The sequence below is a fragment of the Streptomyces sp. SAS_272 genome, assembly GCF_052543235.1.
Genome location: NZ_JBMNDR010000056.1, coordinates 21,135 through 39,462, shown reverse-complemented (window position 1 = coordinate 39,462; position 18,328 = coordinate 21,135). Strand labels below are relative to the sequence as shown.

At 72.0% G+C, this 18,328-nt stretch carries 18 protein-coding genes; 12 read left to right on the top strand and 6 right to left on the bottom strand.

The window, feature by feature from the left end; translation table 11 throughout:
• The first annotated feature begins 114 nt into the window (after positions 1-114).
• Positions 115-1,752, top strand: a complete 1,638-nt coding sequence (locus tag ACN6LD_RS27740) for a GMC oxidoreductase (protein WP_445044628.1) — start codon at positions 115-117, stop codon at positions 1,750-1,752.
• Between the two features lie 28 nt (positions 1,753-1,780).
• Here the strand turns inward: ACN6LD_RS27740 and ACN6LD_RS27735 are convergent, their stop codons facing one another.
• Positions 1,781-3,577: an AMP-dependent synthetase/ligase gene (locus ACN6LD_RS27735; protein WP_319187771.1), complete on the bottom strand. Its 1,797-nt coding sequence runs from the start codon at positions 3,575-3,577 to the stop codon at positions 1,781-1,783.
• A gap of 365 nt (positions 3,578-3,942) precedes the next feature.
• Between ACN6LD_RS27735 and ACN6LD_RS27730 the strand changes: the two genes are divergently transcribed.
• The 6 genes from ACN6LD_RS27730 (at position 3,943) to ACN6LD_RS27705 (ending at position 8,977) form a co-directional block, all read left to right on the top strand.
• The gene (locus ACN6LD_RS27730; RefSeq protein ID WP_057579968.1) at positions 3,943-4,698 is read left to right on the top strand and encodes a metallophosphoesterase family protein; all 756 of its coding nucleotides are present in this window, start codon (positions 3,943-3,945) and stop codon (positions 4,696-4,698) included.
• Between the two features lie 80 nt (positions 4,699-4,778).
• Positions 4,779-5,222, top strand: a complete 444-nt coding sequence (locus tag ACN6LD_RS27725) for an SRPBCC family protein (RefSeq protein WP_319187769.1) — start codon at positions 4,779-4,781, stop codon at positions 5,220-5,222.
• Positions 5,223-5,347: 125 nt separating this feature from the next.
• Positions 5,348-6,511, top strand: a complete 1,164-nt coding sequence (locus ACN6LD_RS27720; protein ID WP_319187767.1) for an ArsA family ATPase — start codon at positions 5,348-5,350, stop codon at positions 6,509-6,511.
• Positions 6,512-6,592: 81 nt separating this feature from the next.
• Entirely contained in the window at positions 6,593-7,108 is a 516-nt protein-coding gene (locus tag ACN6LD_RS27715; protein ID WP_319187766.1) for a DUF5304 domain-containing protein, read from the top strand.
• A gap of 67 nt (positions 7,109-7,175) precedes the next feature.
• Complete coding sequence (locus ACN6LD_RS27710; RefSeq protein WP_107444422.1) at positions 7,176-8,129, top strand: ROK family glucokinase; 954 nt, start codon at positions 7,176-7,178, stop codon at positions 8,127-8,129.
• A 92-nt stretch (positions 8,130-8,221) separates the two neighbouring features.
• Positions 8,222-8,977, top strand: coding sequence for an endonuclease/exonuclease/phosphatase family protein (locus tag ACN6LD_RS27705; RefSeq protein ID WP_319187764.1), 756 nt, complete (start codon positions 8,222-8,224; stop codon positions 8,975-8,977).
• Here the strand turns inward: ACN6LD_RS27705 and ACN6LD_RS27700 are convergent.
• Genes ACN6LD_RS27700 through ACN6LD_RS27690 form a run of 3 tightly spaced genes read right to left on the bottom strand, consistent with a single transcriptional unit; the run spans position 8,935 to position 10,701 of the window.
• The gene (locus tag ACN6LD_RS27700) at positions 8,935-9,261 is read right to left on the bottom strand and encodes a hypothetical protein (protein WP_445044627.1); all 327 of its coding nucleotides are present in this window, start codon (positions 9,259-9,261) and stop codon (positions 8,935-8,937) included. The genes ACN6LD_RS27705 and ACN6LD_RS27700 overlap by 43 nt on opposite strands.
• Positions 9,262-9,290: 29 nt before the next feature.
• Positions 9,291-9,929 (bottom strand): hypothetical protein, encoded by a 639-nt coding sequence (locus ACN6LD_RS27695; RefSeq protein ID WP_319187762.1) that lies wholly within the window; start codon positions 9,927-9,929, stop codon positions 9,291-9,293.
• Positions 9,922-10,701, bottom strand: coding sequence for an alpha/beta hydrolase (locus tag ACN6LD_RS27690; protein WP_445044626.1), 780 nt, complete (start codon positions 10,699-10,701; stop codon positions 9,922-9,924). Before ACN6LD_RS27690 ends, ACN6LD_RS27695 begins: the two co-directional genes overlap by 8 nt.
• Before the next feature lie 158 nt (positions 10,702-10,859).
• Here ACN6LD_RS27690 and ACN6LD_RS27685 point away from each other — a divergent pair, with 158 nt between their 5' ends.
• The 4 genes from ACN6LD_RS27685 to ACN6LD_RS27670 are packed head-to-tail and all read left to right on the top strand — an operon-like array spanning position 10,860 to position 14,777.
• Positions 10,860-11,735, top strand: coding sequence for a lysophospholipid acyltransferase family protein (locus tag ACN6LD_RS27685; protein ID WP_319187759.1), 876 nt, complete (start codon positions 10,860-10,862; stop codon positions 11,733-11,735).
• Between the two features lie 40 nt (positions 11,736-11,775).
• A complete protein-coding gene (macS, locus tag ACN6LD_RS27680; RefSeq protein WP_445044625.1) occupies positions 11,776-13,002 on the top strand; it encodes a MacS family sensor histidine kinase in 1,227 nt (408 codons plus the stop codon).
• A complete protein-coding gene (locus tag ACN6LD_RS27675) occupies positions 12,999-13,694 on the top strand; it encodes a response regulator (RefSeq protein ID WP_445044624.1) in 696 nt (231 codons plus the stop codon). Before macS ends, ACN6LD_RS27675 begins: the two co-directional genes overlap by 4 nt.
• Before the next feature lie 54 nt (positions 13,695-13,748).
• Positions 13,749-14,777 carry a 6-phosphofructokinase gene (locus ACN6LD_RS27670; RefSeq protein ID WP_319187754.1) on the top strand — a complete coding sequence of 343 codons (1,029 nt, stop codon included), beginning with the start codon at positions 13,749-13,751 and terminating at the stop codon, positions 14,775-14,777.
• Between the two features lie 4 nt (positions 14,778-14,781).
• Here the strand turns inward: ACN6LD_RS27670 and ACN6LD_RS27665 are convergent, their stop codons facing one another.
• Positions 14,782-16,644, bottom strand: coding sequence for an anthranilate synthase family protein (locus tag ACN6LD_RS27665; protein WP_319187752.1), 1,863 nt, complete (start codon positions 16,642-16,644; stop codon positions 14,782-14,784).
• A gap of 110 nt (positions 16,645-16,754) precedes the next feature.
• Positions 16,755-16,811, bottom strand: a complete 57-nt coding sequence (locus ACN6LD_RS27660) for a trp operon leader peptide (protein ID WP_078912442.1) — start codon at positions 16,809-16,811, stop codon at positions 16,755-16,757.
• Positions 16,812-16,930: 119 nt separating this feature from the next.
• Between ACN6LD_RS27660 and ACN6LD_RS27655 the strand changes: the two genes are divergently transcribed.
• Positions 16,931-18,283: a class II 3-deoxy-7-phosphoheptulonate synthase gene (locus tag ACN6LD_RS27655; protein ID WP_057579993.1), complete on the top strand. Its 1,353-nt coding sequence runs from the start codon at positions 16,931-16,933 to the stop codon at positions 18,281-18,283.
• Positions 18,284-18,328: the final 45 nt, after the last annotated feature.

Here is an 18,328-nt window from a genome sequence, read left to right as displayed (position 1 = left end):
GACCCGTCCCGGAGCGTTCGCTTCGGCCCGTCTCTGCTCGGTTTTTTCCGACCTGTCCCATCTTTGCCCTCCGCGCCCCTAGCCGGACGGCGGCAATCCGCCGATGCTGCGCACATGACAGCCAAACTGATGCAGCGTCAGCTGACGAGACGTCAAATCCTTGGTATGGCCGCCCTGCAGACGGCGGCCACCCTCGGCTTCACCCGCGTGGGCCTGCAGTCGGCCCGCGCCGACGAGCCCGCTGCGGTCGAATCCGCCCCGGCGATCATCGTCGGCTCCGGTTACGGCGCCGCCGTCGCCGCCCTCCGTCTGGGCCAGGCCGGCATCCGCACCCTCGTCCTCGAGATGGGCCGGCTGTGGAACACGGCCGGCGCCGACGGCAAGGTGTTCTGCAACACCGCCTCCCCCGACCAGCGGTCCATGTGGTTCCGCACCCGCACCGAGGCTCCGCTCGCCACCTTCCTGTGGCTGGACCTCGTCAACAAGGACATCGCCCGCTACCCCGGCGTCCTGGACCGTGTGCACTTCGACGACATGTCCGTCTTCGTGGGCCGGGGGGTCGGCGGCGGCTCCCTGGTCAACGGCTCGATGGCGGTCACCCCGCTGCAGTCCTACTTCGCCGAGCAGTTCCCCACCGTGGACGCGGCGGAGATGTACGCGACGTACTTCCCGCGCGCTCGCGCCATGCTCGGCGTCAACACCGTGGACCCGGCCTGGTTCGAGTCGACCGAGTGGTACCGGTTCACCCGGGTCTCCCGCAAACACGCGGCCAGAGCCGGACTGAAGACCACGTTCGTGCCCAGCGTCTACGACTTCGACTACATGCAGCGCGAGGCGGCGGGCACCGCCGTGAAGTCCGCGCTCGGCCAGGAGGTCATCTACGGCAACAACCACGGCAAGCGCAGCCTCGACAAGACGTACCTGGCGTCCGCGCTCGGCACCGGCAACGTCACGATCCACACCATGGAGAAGGTGCGCGCGGTCAGCCGGGCGAACGACGGGACGTACGTCCTGACCGCCGACCGCATCGACGACTCGGGCCGGATCGTCGAGACCAAGCAGTACGGCTGCACCTATCTCTTCCTCGGCGCCGGCAGCCTCGGCACCAGCGAACTCCTCGTCCGCGCCCGGGAGACGGGCACGCTGCCCGCGCTGAACGCGAGCGTCGGGGCGGGCTGGGGCACCAACGGCAACGTGATGCTCGGCCGGGCCAACCACCTGTGGGACACCGTCGGCGCCAACCAGTCGACCATGCCGGTCATGGGCATCGACGACTGGGCGAACACCGCCAACCCCGTCTTCGCCGAGATCGCCCCGCTGCCCACGGGGCTGGAACACTGGGTCAGCCTCTATCTGGCGATCACCAAGAACCCGCAGCGGGCCTCCTTCACGTACGACGCCGCGTCCGGCGGGGTGAAGCTCGGATGGAGCGCCGCACAGAGCGCGGTCTCGGTGGCCATGGCGAAGAAGCTGTTCGACCGGATCAACGCGGCGAACGCCACGATCTACCGCTACGACCTGTTCGGCACGTCCAACAAGGTCTTCGCCGACGACTTCACCTACCACCCGCTCGGCGGCTGCGTGCTGGGGAAGGCGACCGACGACTACGGCCGGGTGAAGGGCTACTCGAAGCTGTACGTCACCGACGGGTCGCTGGTGCCCGGCAACATCGGGGTGAACCCCTTCGTCACCATCACCGCGCTCGCCGAACGCACGATGGCGCGGGTCCTCGTGGAGGACACCGCGCCATGACACCCCGTCAGGAGGTGCGCCGAACAGCTCACTTGGCGTAGATCGCCTCGATCTCGCCCGCGTAGTCCTTCGCCACCACGTTGCGCTTGAGCTTCAGCGACGGCGTGAGATGGCCCGAGTCCTCCGTGAACTGGGAGGAGAGAATGCGGAACTTCCGCACCGATTCCGCTTTCGAGACCGCGGCGTTGCCGTCGTCGATCGCCGACTGGACGGCGGCCTGAAGGTCGGCGTCATCGCGCAGCGACGCCGCGGTCGAGCCCGCCGGCTTGCCGTGATCGGAGGCCCAACGGCCCAGGAACTCCTCGTCGATGGTGACCAGCGCGCCCACGAACGGCCGTCCGTCGCCCACCACCATGCACTCCGCGACCAGCGCGTGCGCCCGGATGCGGTCCTCGATCACGGCCGGCGCGACGTTCTTGCCGCCCGCGGTGACGATGATCTCCTTCTTGCGTCCGGTGATCGCGAGGTAGCCGTCCTCGTCCAGGGTGCCGATGTCGCCCGTGTGGAACCAGCCGTCGGCCAGCGCCTCCGCGGTGGCGCCCGGGTTGTTCCAGTACTCCTTGAACAGGTGCTCGCCGTGCAGCAGCACCTCGCCGTCGTCCGCGATCCGCACGACCGAGCCGGGCAGCGGCTGGCCGACCGTGCCGATCTTCTGCCGGTCCCACGGGTTGAAGGCGGTCGCCGCGCAGGACTCCGTGAGGCCGTAGCCCTCCAGGACGGTGAAGCCGATGCCGCGGAAGAAGTGACCGAGGCGCTCGCCCAGCGGGGCGCCGCCGGAGATCGCGTACTCGCCCCTGCCCCCGAGCACCGCGCGCAGCTTGCTGTAGACCAGCCTGTCGAAGACCTTGTGCTTGATCTTCAGTTTCAGCGGCGGGCCGGCCGGCAGCTCCAGCGCCCTGCTGTACGCGATCGCGGTGTCCGCGGCCTTGTCGAAGATCGCGCCCTTGCCGTCCGCCTGCGCCTTGGCGCGCGCCGAGTTGTAGACCTTCTCGAAGACCCGCGGCACGCCGAGGATCAGCGTCGGCCGGAAGGACGCCAGCTCGTCGGTGAGGTTCTTGATGTCCGGGACGGTGCCCAGCTTGATCGGCGCCATCATGGGGGCGATCTGCACCAGCCGGCCGAAGACGTGCGCGAGCGGCAGGAAGAGCAGGACGCTGCACTCGCCGGTGCGGAACAGCGGCCGCAGCCGCTCCACGACGTTCCCGCACTCGGCGAAGAAACTGCGGTGGGTGAGCACACAGCCCTTGGGCCGGCCGGTCGTGCCGGAGGTGTAGACGATGGTCGCCGGGTCGTCGGCCTTGGCCAGTGAGCTGCGCTCCTCGACGGCCTCGTCCGAGACGTCCCTGCCGAGCCGCCCGAGCTCCTCGACGCCGCCGGCCTCGATCTGCCAGACGTGCTTCAGCGCGGGCAGCGTGTCGCGCACCGACTCCACGGCCGCCGCGTGGGCGTCCAGCTCGACGACGACGGCGGTGGCGCCCGAGTCGGAGAGGATCCACTGCACCTGCTCCGGCGAGCTGGTCTCGTACACCGGGACCGTGACCCCGCCCGCGCACCAGATGGCGAAGTCGAGCAGCGTCCACTCGTAGCGAGTGCGCGACATCAGGCCGACCCGGTCGCCGGGCTGGACGCCGGAGGCGATGAGGCCCTTGGCGGCGGCGTGCACCTCGGCCAGGAAGGCCGTGGCCGTCACGTCCTGCCACGTGCCGCCCGCCTTGCGGGCGATGACGGCGACGTCGGGGTGCTGCGCGGCGTTTCTGCGGACGATGTCGGTCAGATTGCCGTCCGCAGGGACCTCGTACAAAGCCGGAAGGCTGAACTCGCGCAAGACTGCTGCTCCTCATAGGGCGCCGGCGCCACGACGTTGTGCGATGCGACGATGCGGTCCATGGCTCGGGCATGCGCTCAGATGTCTCGGCGGAGTCTCCGGGGCCGGAATCTCCGTTGTTGAAAACCTGAGCACGACTGGACTGCCCGGACGTTACCCGTCGGTATGGCCTCTTCGACAGGGGGGTCCGACGAGATGTTCGCTGCGTCACACAGATTGGTGTCTACCGGGCGACAGTAGTCCACCACTTTACTGACTGGCCAGTAACCGGTATCCGGGCCGCCACTGTTCACATATGCCGCACACGCCTACCCTTGATCGACATGGCATCCACACCGCCCGAGAACCGCCGGACACGCATCCACGTGGTCAGCGACGTGCACGGCAACGCGCGCGACCTGGCCCGGGCCGGAGAGGGCGCGGACGCGCTGATCTGCCTGGGCGATCTCGTCCTGTTCCTGGACTATGCCGACCACTCCCGCGGGATCTTCCCCGACCTGTTCGGCGTGGAGAACGCCGACCGCCTCGTCGAGCTGCGCACCGCCCGCCGCTTCGAGGAGGCCCGCGAACTCGGCGGCCGGCTGTGGGCCGGCGTCGGCGGCGACCGGGCGGCGCTGATCGAGAAGGCGGTCCGCAAGCAGTACGGCGAGATGTTCCCGGCGTTCCCGACCCCGACCTACGCCACCTACGGCAACGTCGACATGCCGCAGCTGTGGCCCGAGTTCGCCGGACCCGGCACGACCGTCCTCGACGGGCAGCGGGCGGAGATCGGCGGCCGCGTCTTCGGCTTCGTGGGCGGCGGCCTGAGGACGCCGATGCGCACCCCCTACGAGATCAGCGACGAGGAGTACGCCGCCAAGATCGAGGCCGTCGGCGAGGTGGACGTGCTGTGCACCCACATCCCGCCGGAGGTGCCGGAACTCGTCTACGACACCGTGGCCCGCCGCTTCGAACGGGGCAGCCGCGCCCTGCTCGACGCGATCCGCCGCACCCGCCCCCGCTACTCCCTGTTCGGCCACGTCCACCAACCGCTCGCCCGCCGGATGCGGATCGGGGCCACCGAGTGCGTCAACGTCGGCCACTTCGCGGGCAGCGGGAAACCCTGGGCCTTGGAGTGGTGAACTCGCCCGGCGGGCCGCGCGGTAGCCTTCACGCTGCACCCACGTACCTTTACGGGCCCGTATCCCAAGGAGCCACGGCGATGGCGGAACACACCAGCTCGAGCATCACGATCGAGGCGGCACCGGCCGACGTCATGGCGGTGATCGCCGACTTCGCCCGCTACCCCGACTGGACCGGAGAGGTGAAGCAGGCCGAGGTCCTCAAGAAGGACGAGCAGGGCCGCGCCGAACAGGTCCGTCTGGTCATGGACGCCGGCGCGATCAAGGACGACCAGGTCCTCGGCTACACCTGGGCCGGCGAGCACGAGGTGTCCTGGACGCTGGTGAAGTCCCAGATGCTGCGCCAGCTCGACGGCTCCTACCTCCTCAAGCCGGCCGGCGCCGGCGGCACCCAGGTCACCTACCGGCTGACCGTGGACGTCAAGATCCCCATGCTGGGCATGATCAAGCGCAAGGCGGAGAAGGTCATCATCGACCGCGCGCTGGCGGGCCTGAAGAAGCGCGTGGAGTCGGGCGAGAAGTAGGCGGTTCTTCTGCGGGCACGTTCCCGTCAGCCTGTCCGGCGATCGGGGACGCGGCCCCTGAAGGGCCGAGGAGAGGGCCCTGGGGCGCAGCTCCCGGGGCGCCACGACCGGTACCGTTCCCCACCATGCGCACCCTCCTGATCACCGGCCCCGGCGGCAGCGGCCGTACGACGATCGCGGCCGCCACCGCTCACCACGCAGCCGCCGGAGGCATCCGCACCCTCGTCCTCAGCGCCGACCGCTCCGACACCCTCGGCGCGGCGCTCGGGACGCGGACCGGTCCGAGCCCCGTACGGGTCGCCCCCGGCCTCACCGCCTGGCGTCCCGACGCGGCCGCCGGCTTCCGCGACGACCTCACCGGCTTCCAGGACCGCGCCGCCACCCTCCTCGACCTGGTCGGCGCCTCCCGGCTCGACCCGGAGGAGGTCACCCCGCTGCCCGGCGCCGAGGAACTGACCCTGCTGCGCGCGCTGCGGGACGCCGCCCTCGCCGAGGCCCACGACCTCCTCGTCGTCGATCTGCCGCCCGCCCCGCAGGCCCTCGCCCTGCTGGCCCTCCCGGAGGAGCTGCGCCGCTACCTGCGCCGGCTGCTCCCACCGGAACGCCAGGCCGCCCGCGCCCTGCGCCCCCTGCTCGGCCGGCTCGCCGGAGTGCCGATGCCCGCCGAGCAGCTGTACGAGACGACCGCCCGCTGGGACCTGGAGCTGGCCGCCGTCGAGGCCGTCCTCGCCGACCGCGGCACCGCCGTCCGCCTGGTCGCCGAGCCGGGACCGGCAGGCGTCGACGCCGTCCGCGACGCCCGCCTGGGCCTGGCCCTGCGCGCCCTGCCCGTCGAGGCGCTCGTGGCCAACCGCGTGCTGCCCGAGGAGGCGGCGCACACCGGACCGCTCACCGGGATCGCCGCCCAGCAGCACAAGGCCCTCGGCGAATGGTCCGGCGCGGCGACCGTCGCCCACCTCGGCCACGACCCCCGGGGGGCCGAGGACCTCGCCGCGCTGGCCGTCCCCGCCGTCAACCCGGCGGCCTCCCCGGTCGAGTGGCCCGTCGTCGACCGGCTCGCCGAGGACGGCGTGCTCGTCTGGCACATCCCGCTGCCCGGCGCCATACGCGAGGAAGTCGACCTCGTCCGGCGCGGCGACGAACTCGTCGTCAGCGCCGGAGCGTTCCGCCGTATCGTCGCGCTGCCCTCCGTGCTGCGCCGCTGCGGGGTCGACGGCGCCGCCCTGCGCGACGGCGAGCTGTGCGTGCGGTTCGCCCCCGATCCCGGGCTCTGGCCGCGCGGACAGTGAACGGCATACCGCCGTTCGGGTAACGTCGGAGTGACGAGCCGCAGACCGGCGCCGTCCACCAGGAGTCGTCAGGAGTCCGCCATGAGCGAAGAGCGCCCCACGCCCGACGCCGCAGGGCAGCCCGCCGGGACCGAGTCCGCCGACGTGCCGCCCCGCGTGAGCGACGCCGACGCCTGGGCGACCGCCGCCGCCGAGGATCTGGCGGCGGAGAAGGCCCGCCGCCGCGCGGAGTACGGCCCGCCCCAGGGCTCGGCGGCCGAGGAGCTGCGCAAGCTCCTCGACGCCGTCGGCGACAAACTGTCCTCTCTGCAGTCCCCGCTGCTCACGGCGGTCGCCGGACCGGCCGCCCAGCAGGTCGTCCGCCAGGTCGTCCAGCAGGCCAAGGCCGCCGTGGAGCCCGTGATCGAGCGTAATCCGGACGTTTTCGACCACCTCGCGGCGGCCGGCACCGAACTCCTCGCCGCCTACCGCTCCGCCGTCCAGACCCAGGAGGGCCGCTGGACGGCCGGGGTGAACGACCCGCGGGACGAGCCGCAAGGACCGGGACGCGAGGACGGCGACGGCACCGGTCCCGGCCAGCGCATCGACTTGGACTGAAGCCCTTCGACGGCAGGGCCTCGGGTACGGTTGACCGTAGCGGGGCTCGACCGGAACTGAGGGATTCATGGGACTCACCATCGGCGTCGACATCGGCGGCACGAAGATCGCGGCCGGCGTGGTCGACGAGGAAGGCAACATCCTCTCGACCCACCAGGTGCCGACCCCGGGCACGCCCGAGGGCATCGTGGACGCCATCGCCGCCGCCGTCGACGGCGCGCGCGTGGGGCACGCCATCGTCGGTGTGGGCATCGGCGCGGCCGGTTATGTCAACCGCCAGCGTTCGACGGTCTACTTCGCGCCCAACATCGACTGGCGCCAGGAGCCGCTGAAGGACAAGGTCGAGGCCCGCGTGGGTCTCCCCGTCGTCGTGGAGAACGACGCCAACGCCGCCGCCTGGGGCGAGTACAAGTTCGGCGCGGGCAAGGGCCACCGCAACGTCATCTGCATCACCCTCGGCACCGGCCTCGGCGGCGGCATCATCATCGGCAACAAGCTGCGCCGGGGGCACTTCGGCGTGGCCGCCGAGTTCGGCCACATCCGTATGGTGCCGGACGGTCTGCTGTGCGGCTGCGGCTCGCAGGGCTGCTGGGAGCAGTACGCCTCCGGCCGCGCCCTCGTGCGCTACGCGAAGCAGCGCGCCAACGCCACCCCCGAGCGCGCCGAGGTGCTGCTCGGGCTCGGCGACGGCAGCCCCGACGGCATCGAGGGCAAGCACATCTCCATGGCCGCCCGGCAGGGCGACCCGGTCGCGGTGGACTCCTACCGCGAGCTCGCGCGCTGGGCCGGCGCCGGCCTCGCCGACCTGGCCTCGCTCTTCGACCCGTCCGCGTTCATCGTCGGCGGCGGGCTCTCGGACGAGGGCGACCTGGTGCTCGACCCGATCCGCAAGTCGTACAAGCGCTGGCTGGTAGGCGGCAACTGGCGCCCGGTGGCCGACGTCATCGCGGCGCAGCTCGGAAACAAGGCGGGGCTGGTCGGTGCCGCGGACCTGGCGAGGGAGCCCGACCCGATCATGTAGTCGTACCGGGCGTCTGCGTCCACACGGGGGCTGCTCGCGGCCCCCGTTCGCTTTTACGGACGTACGGGACGGGGCGGCGTATCTTGATCACCATGCCGACGACGTCGCCGCTTCCCAACTCCCGCACCGAGCCGGACGGTTCGGCCGTCATCCGGGTCCTCAGCTACAACGTCCGCTCGATGCGGGACGACACCGGAGCCCTCGCCAGGGTCATCACGGCGTGCGGCCCCGACCTGGTGCTCGTCCAGGAGTCCCCGCTCTTCTTCCGCTGGCGCAAGAAGCTCGCCCGTCTCGCGGCCGCCTCCGGTCAGGTGATCCTCACCGGCGGCGGCACGGCGGCCGGCCCCGCCGTCCTGTGCTCGCTGCGGGCGACCGTCGAACGCACCGAGGACGTGCTGCTGCCGCTCACCCCGGGCCAGTTCCGCCGGGGCCTGGCGACGGCCGTGGTCCGCTTCGCGGGCGCCCGCCTGGGCGTCGTCAGCTGCCATCTCGGGCTGACGGCGGCCGAGCGCCGTGAGCACGGCGGCCTGCTCCTCGACCGGCTGGCCGGTCTGGGCGTGGAGCACGCGATCGTGGGCGGCGACATCAACGAAGGGCCCGACGGGCGCACCTTCGGCCGGCTGGCGGCGGCTCTCCAGGACTGCCGTACCGCGGCTCCCTGGGGTGCCGAGCACACCTTCCCGGCCACCGGCCCGGACCGCCGCATCGACGGGATCTTCGCGACGAAGGCCGTGGAGGTGCTGGGCTGCGGGGTGCCGGTCGGACTGCCGGGTGTCACCGAGGCCGACCTGCGCGCGGCCACCGATCACCTGCCGGTGCTGGCCGCGCTCCGCGTGCCCGCGGCCTGAAGCTCCGGTCGGGCCTCGCCCGGCAGGGCGCCCCCAGGCCGTGCGGCCTGCTCGCCCCGACGGGCGGCCGCGGAAGGTCCGGCAATCCTCGCCAGGCCGCGGCCCCTGCCCGACGGCCGGACGCCGACCGCAGGTCGGACGACCGCAACGCCGATGATCGCAACGCCGACGACCGCAATGCCGATGATCGCAAGGCCCGCGACCGCAACGCCGATGATCGCAAGGCCCGCGACCGCAACGCCGATGATCGCAAGGCCCGCGACCGCAAAGCCGGCGACCGCCATGCCGGCGACGCCGATCCGACGGCCGCAGGTCAGACGACCGCTCCCCGGCCCGGGTCGCCCTCGTCCTCGTCGTCCGTGCGCATCCGCGCCACCAGCGTGGCGAATCCGCCGAGGAATCCGCCGATGCCGATGGTCGTCAGCCACCACGTCATCTCCCAGCCGAGCACCACCGCGAGCAGCAGCAGCACCGGACCACCGAGCACCCCGAGCCAGGCGAACCTGGACGTGGTGTCGGCCGTGGGCAGCGGAGGCGGCTCCGGCGGTACGAAATGGCCCTCGTCGTCCTCGTCGAAGTCCTCCTCGGCCGGCTCGGGCGACGCGTAGTCGCGCGGGCCGACGCCGGGCGCGAAGGCGACCGAACTGCCCAGCGGCTTGGCCGGTTTCTTCTCCTCGCCGGATTCCTTCGCGGGCTCCGCGCCGGTGTCCGCCCCGGCTTCCTCGTCGTTCGCCTCGACCTCGAGGAGCGCCAGGTCCTCGACCGACTTGAACGGCTTGGCGCCCGGCGGGTCCGGCGGCTCGTCGCCGTACCCCGCGACGATCGCCGCCCACGCGGCCGCCTCGTCGAAGGGCACGCTCTGCTCCTCCGGCTCGCGGCCCTCCCGGGCCTCCCGGCCGTCCCGCTCGTCCCGGTTCTCCCGGTCCTCGCGGTCGGAGTCGTGCTCAGCCACCTACGGCCGTCCCTTCCTTGCCGACACTGGGCGCGATCCGGCCGATGAACGCGTAGCTCTCCTCGAAGATCCGGTCCGCATCGTGGTCCAACGTTGCCACGTGGTAGCTCTGTTCCAGCAGGATCTCGGTCACGTCCGCCGACGACACCCGGCTCAGGACCCGGGCCGAGTCGGCCGGCGGCACCACGTGGTCCTGCGCGCTGTGCAGCAGCAGCAGCGGCTGCGTGACCTGCGGCAGCTCGCCGTCGACCAGCCGCAGGAAGACGCGCAGGGAGTGCGCCGAGTGCAACGGCACCCGGTCGTACCCGCTCTCCGCGACACCGCCCTTCGCGATGTCGCTCGTGATCCCCTTGGTCGTGCGGACGAGATGACGGGCCACCGGGAGGGCGTACGCGGACAGGCCGTGCACCTTGTTCGCCGGATTGACCACGACGACGCCGGCCACCCCCTCCCCGTGCTTCGCGGCCAGCCGAAGGGCCAGCGCGCCGCCCATGGACAGACCGACCACGAACACCGCGGCGCAGCGCCGGCGCAGGGCGTGCAGCTCGCGGTCCACCTCCGCGTACCAGTCCTGCCAGCCGGTGAGCGCCATGTCCTCCCAGCGTGTGCCGTGGCCGGGCAGAAGCGGCAGCGAGACCGTCAGGCCCTGCTCGGCCAGGTACCGCGCCCACGGGCGCAGCGACTGCGGGGAACCGGTGAAGCCGTGACAGAGGAGCACTCCGACCTCCCCGCCCTCATGGCGGTACGGCTCGGCTCCAGGGAGGACCGGCACCTTCGGTCTCCTGTCTTCGTCTGTTCTTCATGGAGGGACGTGTGCTTCACCGTACGCGACCCCACTGACACCGACCAGGGCCGTCGGAGCCATTGCCACCGGCCCGGGTTAAGGTCTGTGCGACACAAACAGGAGGCAGTCGGTTGTTGTACGGCGCGATGAAGGTCGCTATCGGGGGACCCCTGCGGGTCGCCTTCAGGCCCTGGGTGGAAGGCCTGGAGAACATCCCCGCCGAGGGCGCCGCGATCCTGGCGAGCAACCACCTGTCGTTCTCCGACTCTTTCTTCCTGCCCGCGGTGCTCGACCGCAAGGTCACCTTCATCGCGAAGGCCGAGTACTTCACCACGCCCGGCGTGAAGGGCCGGCTGACGGCGGCCTTCTTCAAGGGCGTCGGCCAGCTCCCGGTGGACCGCTCCGGCGGGCGCGGCGCCGGCGAGGCCGCGGTCCGCAGCGGCGTCGAGGTGCTGGAGCGGGGAGAGCTCTTCGGGATCTATCCCGAGGGCACCCGCTCGCCCGACGGCCGTCTCTACCGCGGCAAGCCGGGAGGCCTCGCGCGCGTGGCGCTCGCCAGCGGTGCGCCCGTGATCCCGGTCGCCATGATCGACACCGAGAAGATCCAGCCGCCCGGGAAGGTGCTCCCGAAGATCATGCGGCCCGGCATCCGGATCGGCGAGCCGCTGGACTTCAGCCGCTACCAGGGCATGGAGCACGACCGGTTCGTGCTGCGAGCCGTGACCGACGAGGTCATGTACGAGATCATGAAGCTCTCCGGCCAGGAGTACGTCGACATGTACGCGACCGCCGCCAAGCGGCAGATCGCGGAGGCGGCGAAGGCCGACAGGGAAGCCGAGAAGGCCGCGAAGGCGGCGCTCGCGCAGGCCGAGAAGGACCAGGCCGAGAAGGACCGCGCGAAGAAGGACGCCGAGCAGCCGGACGCGGAGCAGTCGGACGCCGAGCGGCCGGACGCGGAGCAGCCAGGCGCAGGGCGACCGGCGGAGCAGCCGGACGCAGGGCAGCCGGACGTGGAGCAGTAGGGCGAGGAGCCGTAGTCGGCGGCCCGGGGGCGGGGGACGGATGGCCAGACGCGAGAGAGTCATGAAGATGTCGGTCGAGCTGCCGCTGTGGCGTGCGCTCGCCGGCTACCGGGTGCTCACCATGCTCTACGCGGTGGGGTTCTTCGCCACCGCCTACGACGGGTTCGCCCGGCCCTGGGTCGCGGTCGCCTACTACTGCGTCCTGTTCGTCTGGACGTTGGCCACCCTGCCCAGGGTCGCGAGCGCCGCGAGCTGCACCAAGCGCTTCCTCGCCGCCGACCTCACCGTCGCGCTCACCGGCATCATGCTCACGACCGTCGCGGACAGCCACGAACGCATCCAGTCGGGCGGCCCGACGCTGCCGTCGATATGGACCGCGGGCTCGGTGCTGGCGTTCGCCATCAAGGGCGGCTGGCGCTGGGCGGCGTTCGCCTCCACGGCCGTCGCGGTGACCAACCTGGTCGAGCGCGGCACCCCGGCCCGCGACACCGTCCACAACGTCGTCCTCGTCTGGGTCGCCTCGATCGCCATCGGGTACGTCGTCGAGGTCGCCCGCGCCTCCGAGCGCACCCTCGCCCGCGCGCTGGAGATCGAGGCGACGACCCGGGAACGGGAACGGCTCGCCCGCGACATCCACGACAGCGTCCTGCAGGTGCTCGCCATGGTGCAGCGGCGCGGCGCGGTCATCGGCGGGGAGGCGGCCGAGCTCGGCCGGATGGCCGGCGAGCAGGAGGTGGCGCTGCGCATGCTGGTCTCCGGCGGTCTCGTGCCGGTCTCCCGGGTTTCGCAGGACGCGGCGGACGGCGCCGTCGTCTACGCGGTGGAGGAGCCGGTGGAACACCCCGAAGCCGTCGACCTGCGCGCGCTGCTCGCCCCCTTCGCGGGCGCCCGGGTGAACCTCGCCGACCCCGGCGCAGCCGTGCTGCTGCCCGCGGGGTCCGCACGCGAACTGGCCGCCGCGGTCGGCGCCGCCCTGGACAACGTGCGCGCACACGCGGGGGAGGACGCCCGGGCCTGGATCCTGGTCGAGGACGAGCCGCACACGGTCGTCGTCACCGTGCGGGACGACGGGCCGGGCATCCCGGAGGGCCGTCTCGCGCAGGCCGAGGGCGAGGGAAGGCTCGGGGTCGCCCAGTCGATCCGGGGCAGGCTGCGGGACCTCGGCGGCAGCGCCGAGCTGATCTCGACGCCGGGACAGGGCACGGAGGTCGAACTGACGGTGCCGAAGGAGAAGAACATGCAGCGGGGGAAGGCGGGACGGCGATGAGCCAGCGACACGACGGGGCGGGGACCGGGGACCCGATCAGGGTGATGGTGGTCGACGACCACCCCATGTGGCGCGACGCGGTCGCCCGCGACCTGGCCGAGTCGGGCCTCGACGTGGTCGCCACCGCCGGCGACGGCGAGCAGGCCGTGCGCCGCGCCCGGGCCGTCACGCCCGATGTGCTCGTGCTGGACCTGAACCTGCCCGCCAAGCCGGGCGTCCAGGTGTGCAAGGAGGTCGTCGCCGCGAACCCCGCCCTGCGGGTCCTGGTGCTGTCGGCGAGCGGCGAGCACGCCGACGTGCTGGAGGCGGTGAAGTCCGGCGCGACCGGGTATCTGCTGAAGTCGGCGTCCACCGAGGAACTGCTGGACGCCGTGCGGCGCACGGCCGCCGGCGACCCGGTGTTCACCCCGGGGCTGGCCGGGCTGGTCCTCGGCGAGTACCGCCGGCTCGCCTCCGACCCCGGTTCGGCCGCCGACAGCGACGAGCCGAACGCGCCCCGGCTCACCGACCGCGAGACCGAGGTGCTCCGGCTCGTCGCCAAGGGCCTGAGCTACAAGCAGATCGCCGAACGCCTGGTGATCTCCCATCGCACGGTCCAGAACCACGTCCAGAACACGCTGGGCAAGCTCCAGCTGCACAACCGGGTGGAACTGGTCCGGTACGCGATCGAACGCGGCCTCGACGAGGAGTGACCCGCGCGCGACACTGACTCTTCGTCAGGCAACTGCGGCGAAGGGACCCTTTCCATGCGCGTCGGAGTACTGACCGGAGGCGGCGACTGCCCCGGCCTCAACGCCGTCATCCGGGCCGTCGTCCGCAAGGGCGTCCAGGAGTACGGCCATGACTTCGTCGGCTTCCGGGACGGCTGGCGGGGTCTGCTCGAGAGGCGCTCGGTCCGCCTCGACATCCCCGCGGTCCGGGGCATCCTGCCCCGCGGCGGCACGATCCTCGGCTCCTCGCGGACCAACCCCTTCAAGGAGGAGGACGGTGTCCGCCGTATCCGGGACACCCTCGCCGAGTCGGCGGTGGACGCGCTCGTCACCATCGGCGGGGAGGACACCCTCGGCGTCGCCGCCCGCCTCAGCGACGAGTTCGCGGTGCCCTGCGTGGGCGTCCCCAAGACCATCGACAACGACCTGTCCGCCACCGACTACACCTTCGGCTTCGACACCGCCGTGGGCATCGCGACCGAGGCCATCGACCGGCTGCACACCACCGCCGAGTCCCACATGCGGGTTCTCGTCGTCGAGGTGATGGGCCGTCATGCGGGCTGGATCGCCCTCCACTCCGGGCTGGCGGGCGGCGCCAACGTCATCCTCATCCCCGAGCAGCGCTTCGACATCGACCAGGTGTGCGCCTGGGTGACCTCCCGCTTCCGCTCGTCGTACGCGCCGATCGTGGTCGTCGCCGAGGGCGCGATGCCCCGCGACGGCGACGTGGTGCTCAAGGACGGGTCGCTGGACTCCTTCGGGCATGTGCGGCTCTCCGGCGTCGGCGAGTGGCTGGCCAAGGAGATCGAGCGGCGCACCGGGAAGGAGGCCCGCACGACGGTCCTCGGCCACGTCCAGCGCGGCGGCACCCCGAGCGCCTTCGACCGCTGGCTCGCCACCCGCTTCGGCCTGCACGCCGTCGACGCCGTGCACGAGGGCGACTTCGGCAAGATGGTCGCCCTGCGCGGCACGGACATCGTCCGGGTACCGATCGCCGAGGCGACGGCCCGCCTGAAGACCGTCGACCCGCGGCTGTACGCGGAGGTGGGAGTGTTCTTCGGCTGAGCGGCTACGAGGGCAGGCCCGTCGTGCGGAGCCGGGCGACCGCCTCCCGCACCAACGACGTCCCGTTCAGCGTCAGCACCGACTCCGGATGGAACTGCACCCCGCCGAACCCGGGCCCCCGCAGAGCGTGCACCTCGCCGTTCGGGGCCCGGCTCACCTCCACCCCGCGCGCCGCGAGCTCCCGCGCGGCCGAGTCGCCGCACCGCGCCGCGAAGCTGTTGTAGAAGCCCACCGTCTCGGTCCGCCCGAACAGGTCGATCTCCGTCTGCGCCCCCTGGTACGGCACCTCCTTGCGGACGATGTCCAGCCCCAGCTCGGCCGCGATCAGCTCGTGGCCGAGGCACACGCCGAGCACTCCGTGCCGGTGCTCCCGCAGCACCCGGGCGGTCAGCTCCCGCAGGCGCCGCATCTTCGGATCGTCCACGTCGGACGGATCGCCCGGACCGGGCCCCAGCACCACCGGTCCCTCGTGCGCGAGCACCGCCTCGCGCAGCCCGTCCTCGTCGTAGCGCCGGACGTCCACCTCGAGACCGCTGGAGCGCAGCACGTGCGCCAGCATCGCCGTGAAGGTGTCCTCGGCGTCGACGACGAGCGCGTGCCCGGTCAGCTCCTGCGTCCGCTCCTGCATCCGCAGCCAGAACGGCGCCAGCGAGGCGCGCCGCCCGTCGAGCGCCGCCCGGACCCGGGGGTCGTCGGCGAGCCCGGGCGGCACGGCCCGCGCGTCAGGCCGGCCCGCGCGCACCCCCAGCGCCGCCAGCACTCCGGCCGCCTTGGCGTGCGTCTCCGCCACCTCCGCCGCCGGGTCCGACCCCCGCACCAGCGTGGCCCCGACCGGCACCCGCAGCCGCCCGGCCGAATCGACGTCGGCGGTCCGGATGAGGATGGGGGAGTCGAGGGTCTGCGCCCCGCCCGAGTCCCTGCCCAGCAGCGCCAGCGCGCCGGCGTAGTACCCCCGCCCGCCGACCTCGTGCCGCTCGATGACCCGGCAGGCGTTCTGCACGGGCGAGCCGGTCACGGTCGCCGCGAACATCGTCTCCTTCAGCACCTCCCGCGCGTCCAGCGAGGACCTTCCGCGCAGCTCGTACTCGGTGTGCGCGAGGTGCGCCATCTCCTTCAGCCGCGGTCCGACCACCACCCCGCCCATGTCGCCGACCGTGCACATCATCTTGAGCTCCTCGTCGACGACCATCGACAGCTCCTCGATCTCCTTGCCGTCGGCGAGGAAGTGCAGCAGGTGCTCGGGGCTCGGCCCCTCGGCGGGATACCGGTAGGTGCCGCTGATCGGGTTCATGACGACCGTGCCGCCGGACATCCGCACATGCACCTCGGGGCTGGCCCCGACCAGCGTCCTGTCCCCGGTGTGCACCACGAACGTCCAGTACGCGCCCCGCTCGCCCTCCAGCAGCCGCCGGAACAGGGCGAGGGCGTCGGCCCGGGAGAACCCGGGGATCTCGCCCTCGTAGGTCCGCCGGATCACGAAGTTCGCGCCCTCGCCGCGCCCGATCTCGTCCCGCAGCACCCGCCCGACGATCCGCGCGTACTCCTCGTCGCCGACGTCGAAGGCGCCGTCGCGGACGCGCACATCGTGGGCGGGCAGCCCGGAGAGGACGTCCTCGAGCGGGAAGGTGTGGATCTCCTCGGGGTGCAGCACCGAGAGCGGGGTGCCGTCGTCGCGCACGTCGAAGCCGCGCTCGCGGATCTGGCGGAACGGGACCAGGGCGAGGCCCTCGTCGGGGAGGTCGGCCAGGCGGTCGTAGGCGCGGACCGGGCCGAGGAGCAGTTCCACGACGTTCTCGTCGTGGCCCGGCGTGCGGCGGCGCAGCAGGGCGAACGGGCGGGGATCGGCCGGCAGGTCGAGCAGATGCATGGGGCTGTCCTTCTCGCTGGGAGGAGCTTGTCGGAGAGGGACGGCCCGGGCCCGCAAACGCCGAAGGCCGCCCTCTGGGGCGGCCTTCGCGAAATCGTGCGTACGCGCAGTCAGTGGGCCGCCGGATGAGCGGTCCACCACCAGTTCTGGGTCGAAAGCGCGAACATGCGCCGCACCCTACCCCATGCGTCCCCGGGCCGCGGGGAGTCCTCAGGTGAGCGGTACGGCGTCTCACCTGTCGAGCCGGTGCGAAAACGACGTGACACGACCCCGTAGTGTTGAGGGCGTGACCGTGAACGCTAAGACCAGCGCGAGCGCTGGCAACACCTGGCGAGACCTGCCCGCGGCGCAGCAGCCCGAGTACCCCGACACCGAGGCTCTGCGCGCAGTGATCGCGGACCTCGAGTCGTATCCGCCGCTCGTCTTCGCGGGCGAGTGCGACCAGCTGCGCGCCCGGTTGGCGGCCGTCGCCAAGGGAGAGGCGTTCCTCCTCCAGGGCGGCGACTGCGCCGAGGCCTTCGACGCGGTGTCGGCCGACCACATCCGCAACAAGCTGAAGACGTTGCTGCAGATGGGCGCGGTGCTGACGTACGCGGCCTCCGTGCCGGTCGTCAAGGTCGGCCGGATCGCCGGCCAGTACTCCAAGCCGCGTTCCAAGAACACCGAGACCCGCGACGGCGTGACGCTGCCGACGTACCGCGGCGACTCGGTCAACGGCTTCGACTTCAACGAGGCGGCCCGCGTCCCGGACCCCGAGCGGCTGAAGCGGATGTACAACGCGTCCGCCTCGACGCTCAACCTGGTGCGCGCCTTCACCACCGGCGGCTACGCCGACCTGCGCCAGGTGCACGCCTGGAACCAGGACTTCGTCAAGTCGTCCCCGTCCGGCCAGCGCTACGAGCAGCTCGCCCGCGAGATCGACCAGGCGCTGAACTTCATGCACGCCTGCGGGGCCGACCCGGAGGAGTTCAAGACGGTCGAGTTCTACTCCTCGCACGAGGCGCTGCTGCTCGACTACGAGTCCGCACTGACCAGGGTCGACTCCCGCACGGGGCGCCTGTACGACGTCTCGGCGCACATGGTGTGGATCGGCGAGCGCACCCGGCAGCTGGACCACGCGCACATCGAGTTCGCCTCGAAGATCCGCAACCCGGTGGGCATCAAGCTCGGCCCGACGACCACGGCCGAGGAGGCGCTGCAGTACATCGAGCGCCTGGACCCCGACCGCGAGCCCGGCCGGCTGACCTTCATCGTCCGCATGGGCGCCGACAAGGTCCGCGACAAGCTGCCGGAGCTGGTGGAGAAGGTCACCGCCTCGGGTGCGACGGTGGCCTGGATCACCGACCCGATGCACGGCAACACCTACGAGGCGGCCTCGGGCCACAAGACCCGCCGCTTCGACGACGTGCTGGACGAGGTCAAGGGCTTCTTCGAGGTCCACAAGGCGCTCGGCACCCACCCGGGCGGCATCCACGTGGAGCTGACCGGCGACGACGTCACCGAGTGCGTGGGCGGCGGCGACGAGATCTTCGTCGACGACCTCCACCAGCGCTACGAGACGGCCTGTGACCCGCGGCTGAACCGCAGCCAGTCCCTCGACCTGGCGTTCCTCGTGGCCGAGATGTACCGCGACCAGTAGACGACCGTCATGGCAGTGGGGCGCGGATCACATACGCTCCGCGCC

Excerpts from the sequence above, each read along its gene's own strand:
- ACN6LD_RS27710 (WP_107444422.1), top strand. The coding sequence starts at position 7,176 with ATGGGACTCACCATCGGCGTCGACATCGGCGGCACGAAGATCGCGGCC.
- ACN6LD_RS27700 (WP_445044627.1), bottom strand. The coding sequence starts at position 9,261 with ATGGCGGTCGCCGGCTTTGCGGTCGCGGGCCTTGCGATCATCGGCGTT.
- macS (WP_445044625.1), top strand. The coding sequence starts at position 11,776 with ATGGCCAGACGCGAGAGAGTCATGAAGATGTCGGTCGAGCTGCCGCTG.
- ACN6LD_RS27715 (WP_319187766.1), top strand. The coding sequence starts at position 6,593 with ATGAGCGAAGAGCGCCCCACGCCCGACGCCGCAGGGCAGCCCGCCGGG.
- ACN6LD_RS27670 (WP_319187754.1), top strand. The coding sequence starts at position 13,749 with ATGCGCGTCGGAGTACTGACCGGAGGCGGCGACTGCCCCGGCCTCAAC.
- ACN6LD_RS27705 (WP_319187764.1), top strand. The coding sequence starts at position 8,222 with ATGCCGACGACGTCGCCGCTTCCCAACTCCCGCACCGAGCCGGACGGT.
- ACN6LD_RS27685 (WP_319187759.1), top strand. The coding sequence starts at position 10,860 with ATGAAGGTCGCTATCGGGGGACCCCTGCGGGTCGCCTTCAGGCCCTGG.
- ACN6LD_RS27720 (WP_319187767.1), top strand. The coding sequence starts at position 5,348 with ATGCGCACCCTCCTGATCACCGGCCCCGGCGGCAGCGGCCGTACGACG.
- ACN6LD_RS27665 (WP_319187752.1), bottom strand. The coding sequence starts at position 16,644 with ATGCATCTGCTCGACCTGCCGGCCGATCCCCGCCCGTTCGCCCTGCTG.
- ACN6LD_RS27725 (WP_319187769.1), top strand. The coding sequence starts at position 4,779 with ATGGCGGAACACACCAGCTCGAGCATCACGATCGAGGCGGCACCGGCC.
- ACN6LD_RS27675 (WP_445044624.1), top strand. The coding sequence starts at position 12,999 with ATGAGCCAGCGACACGACGGGGCGGGGACCGGGGACCCGATCAGGGTG.
- ACN6LD_RS27740 (WP_445044628.1), top strand. The coding sequence starts at position 115 with ATGACAGCCAAACTGATGCAGCGTCAGCTGACGAGACGTCAAATCCTT.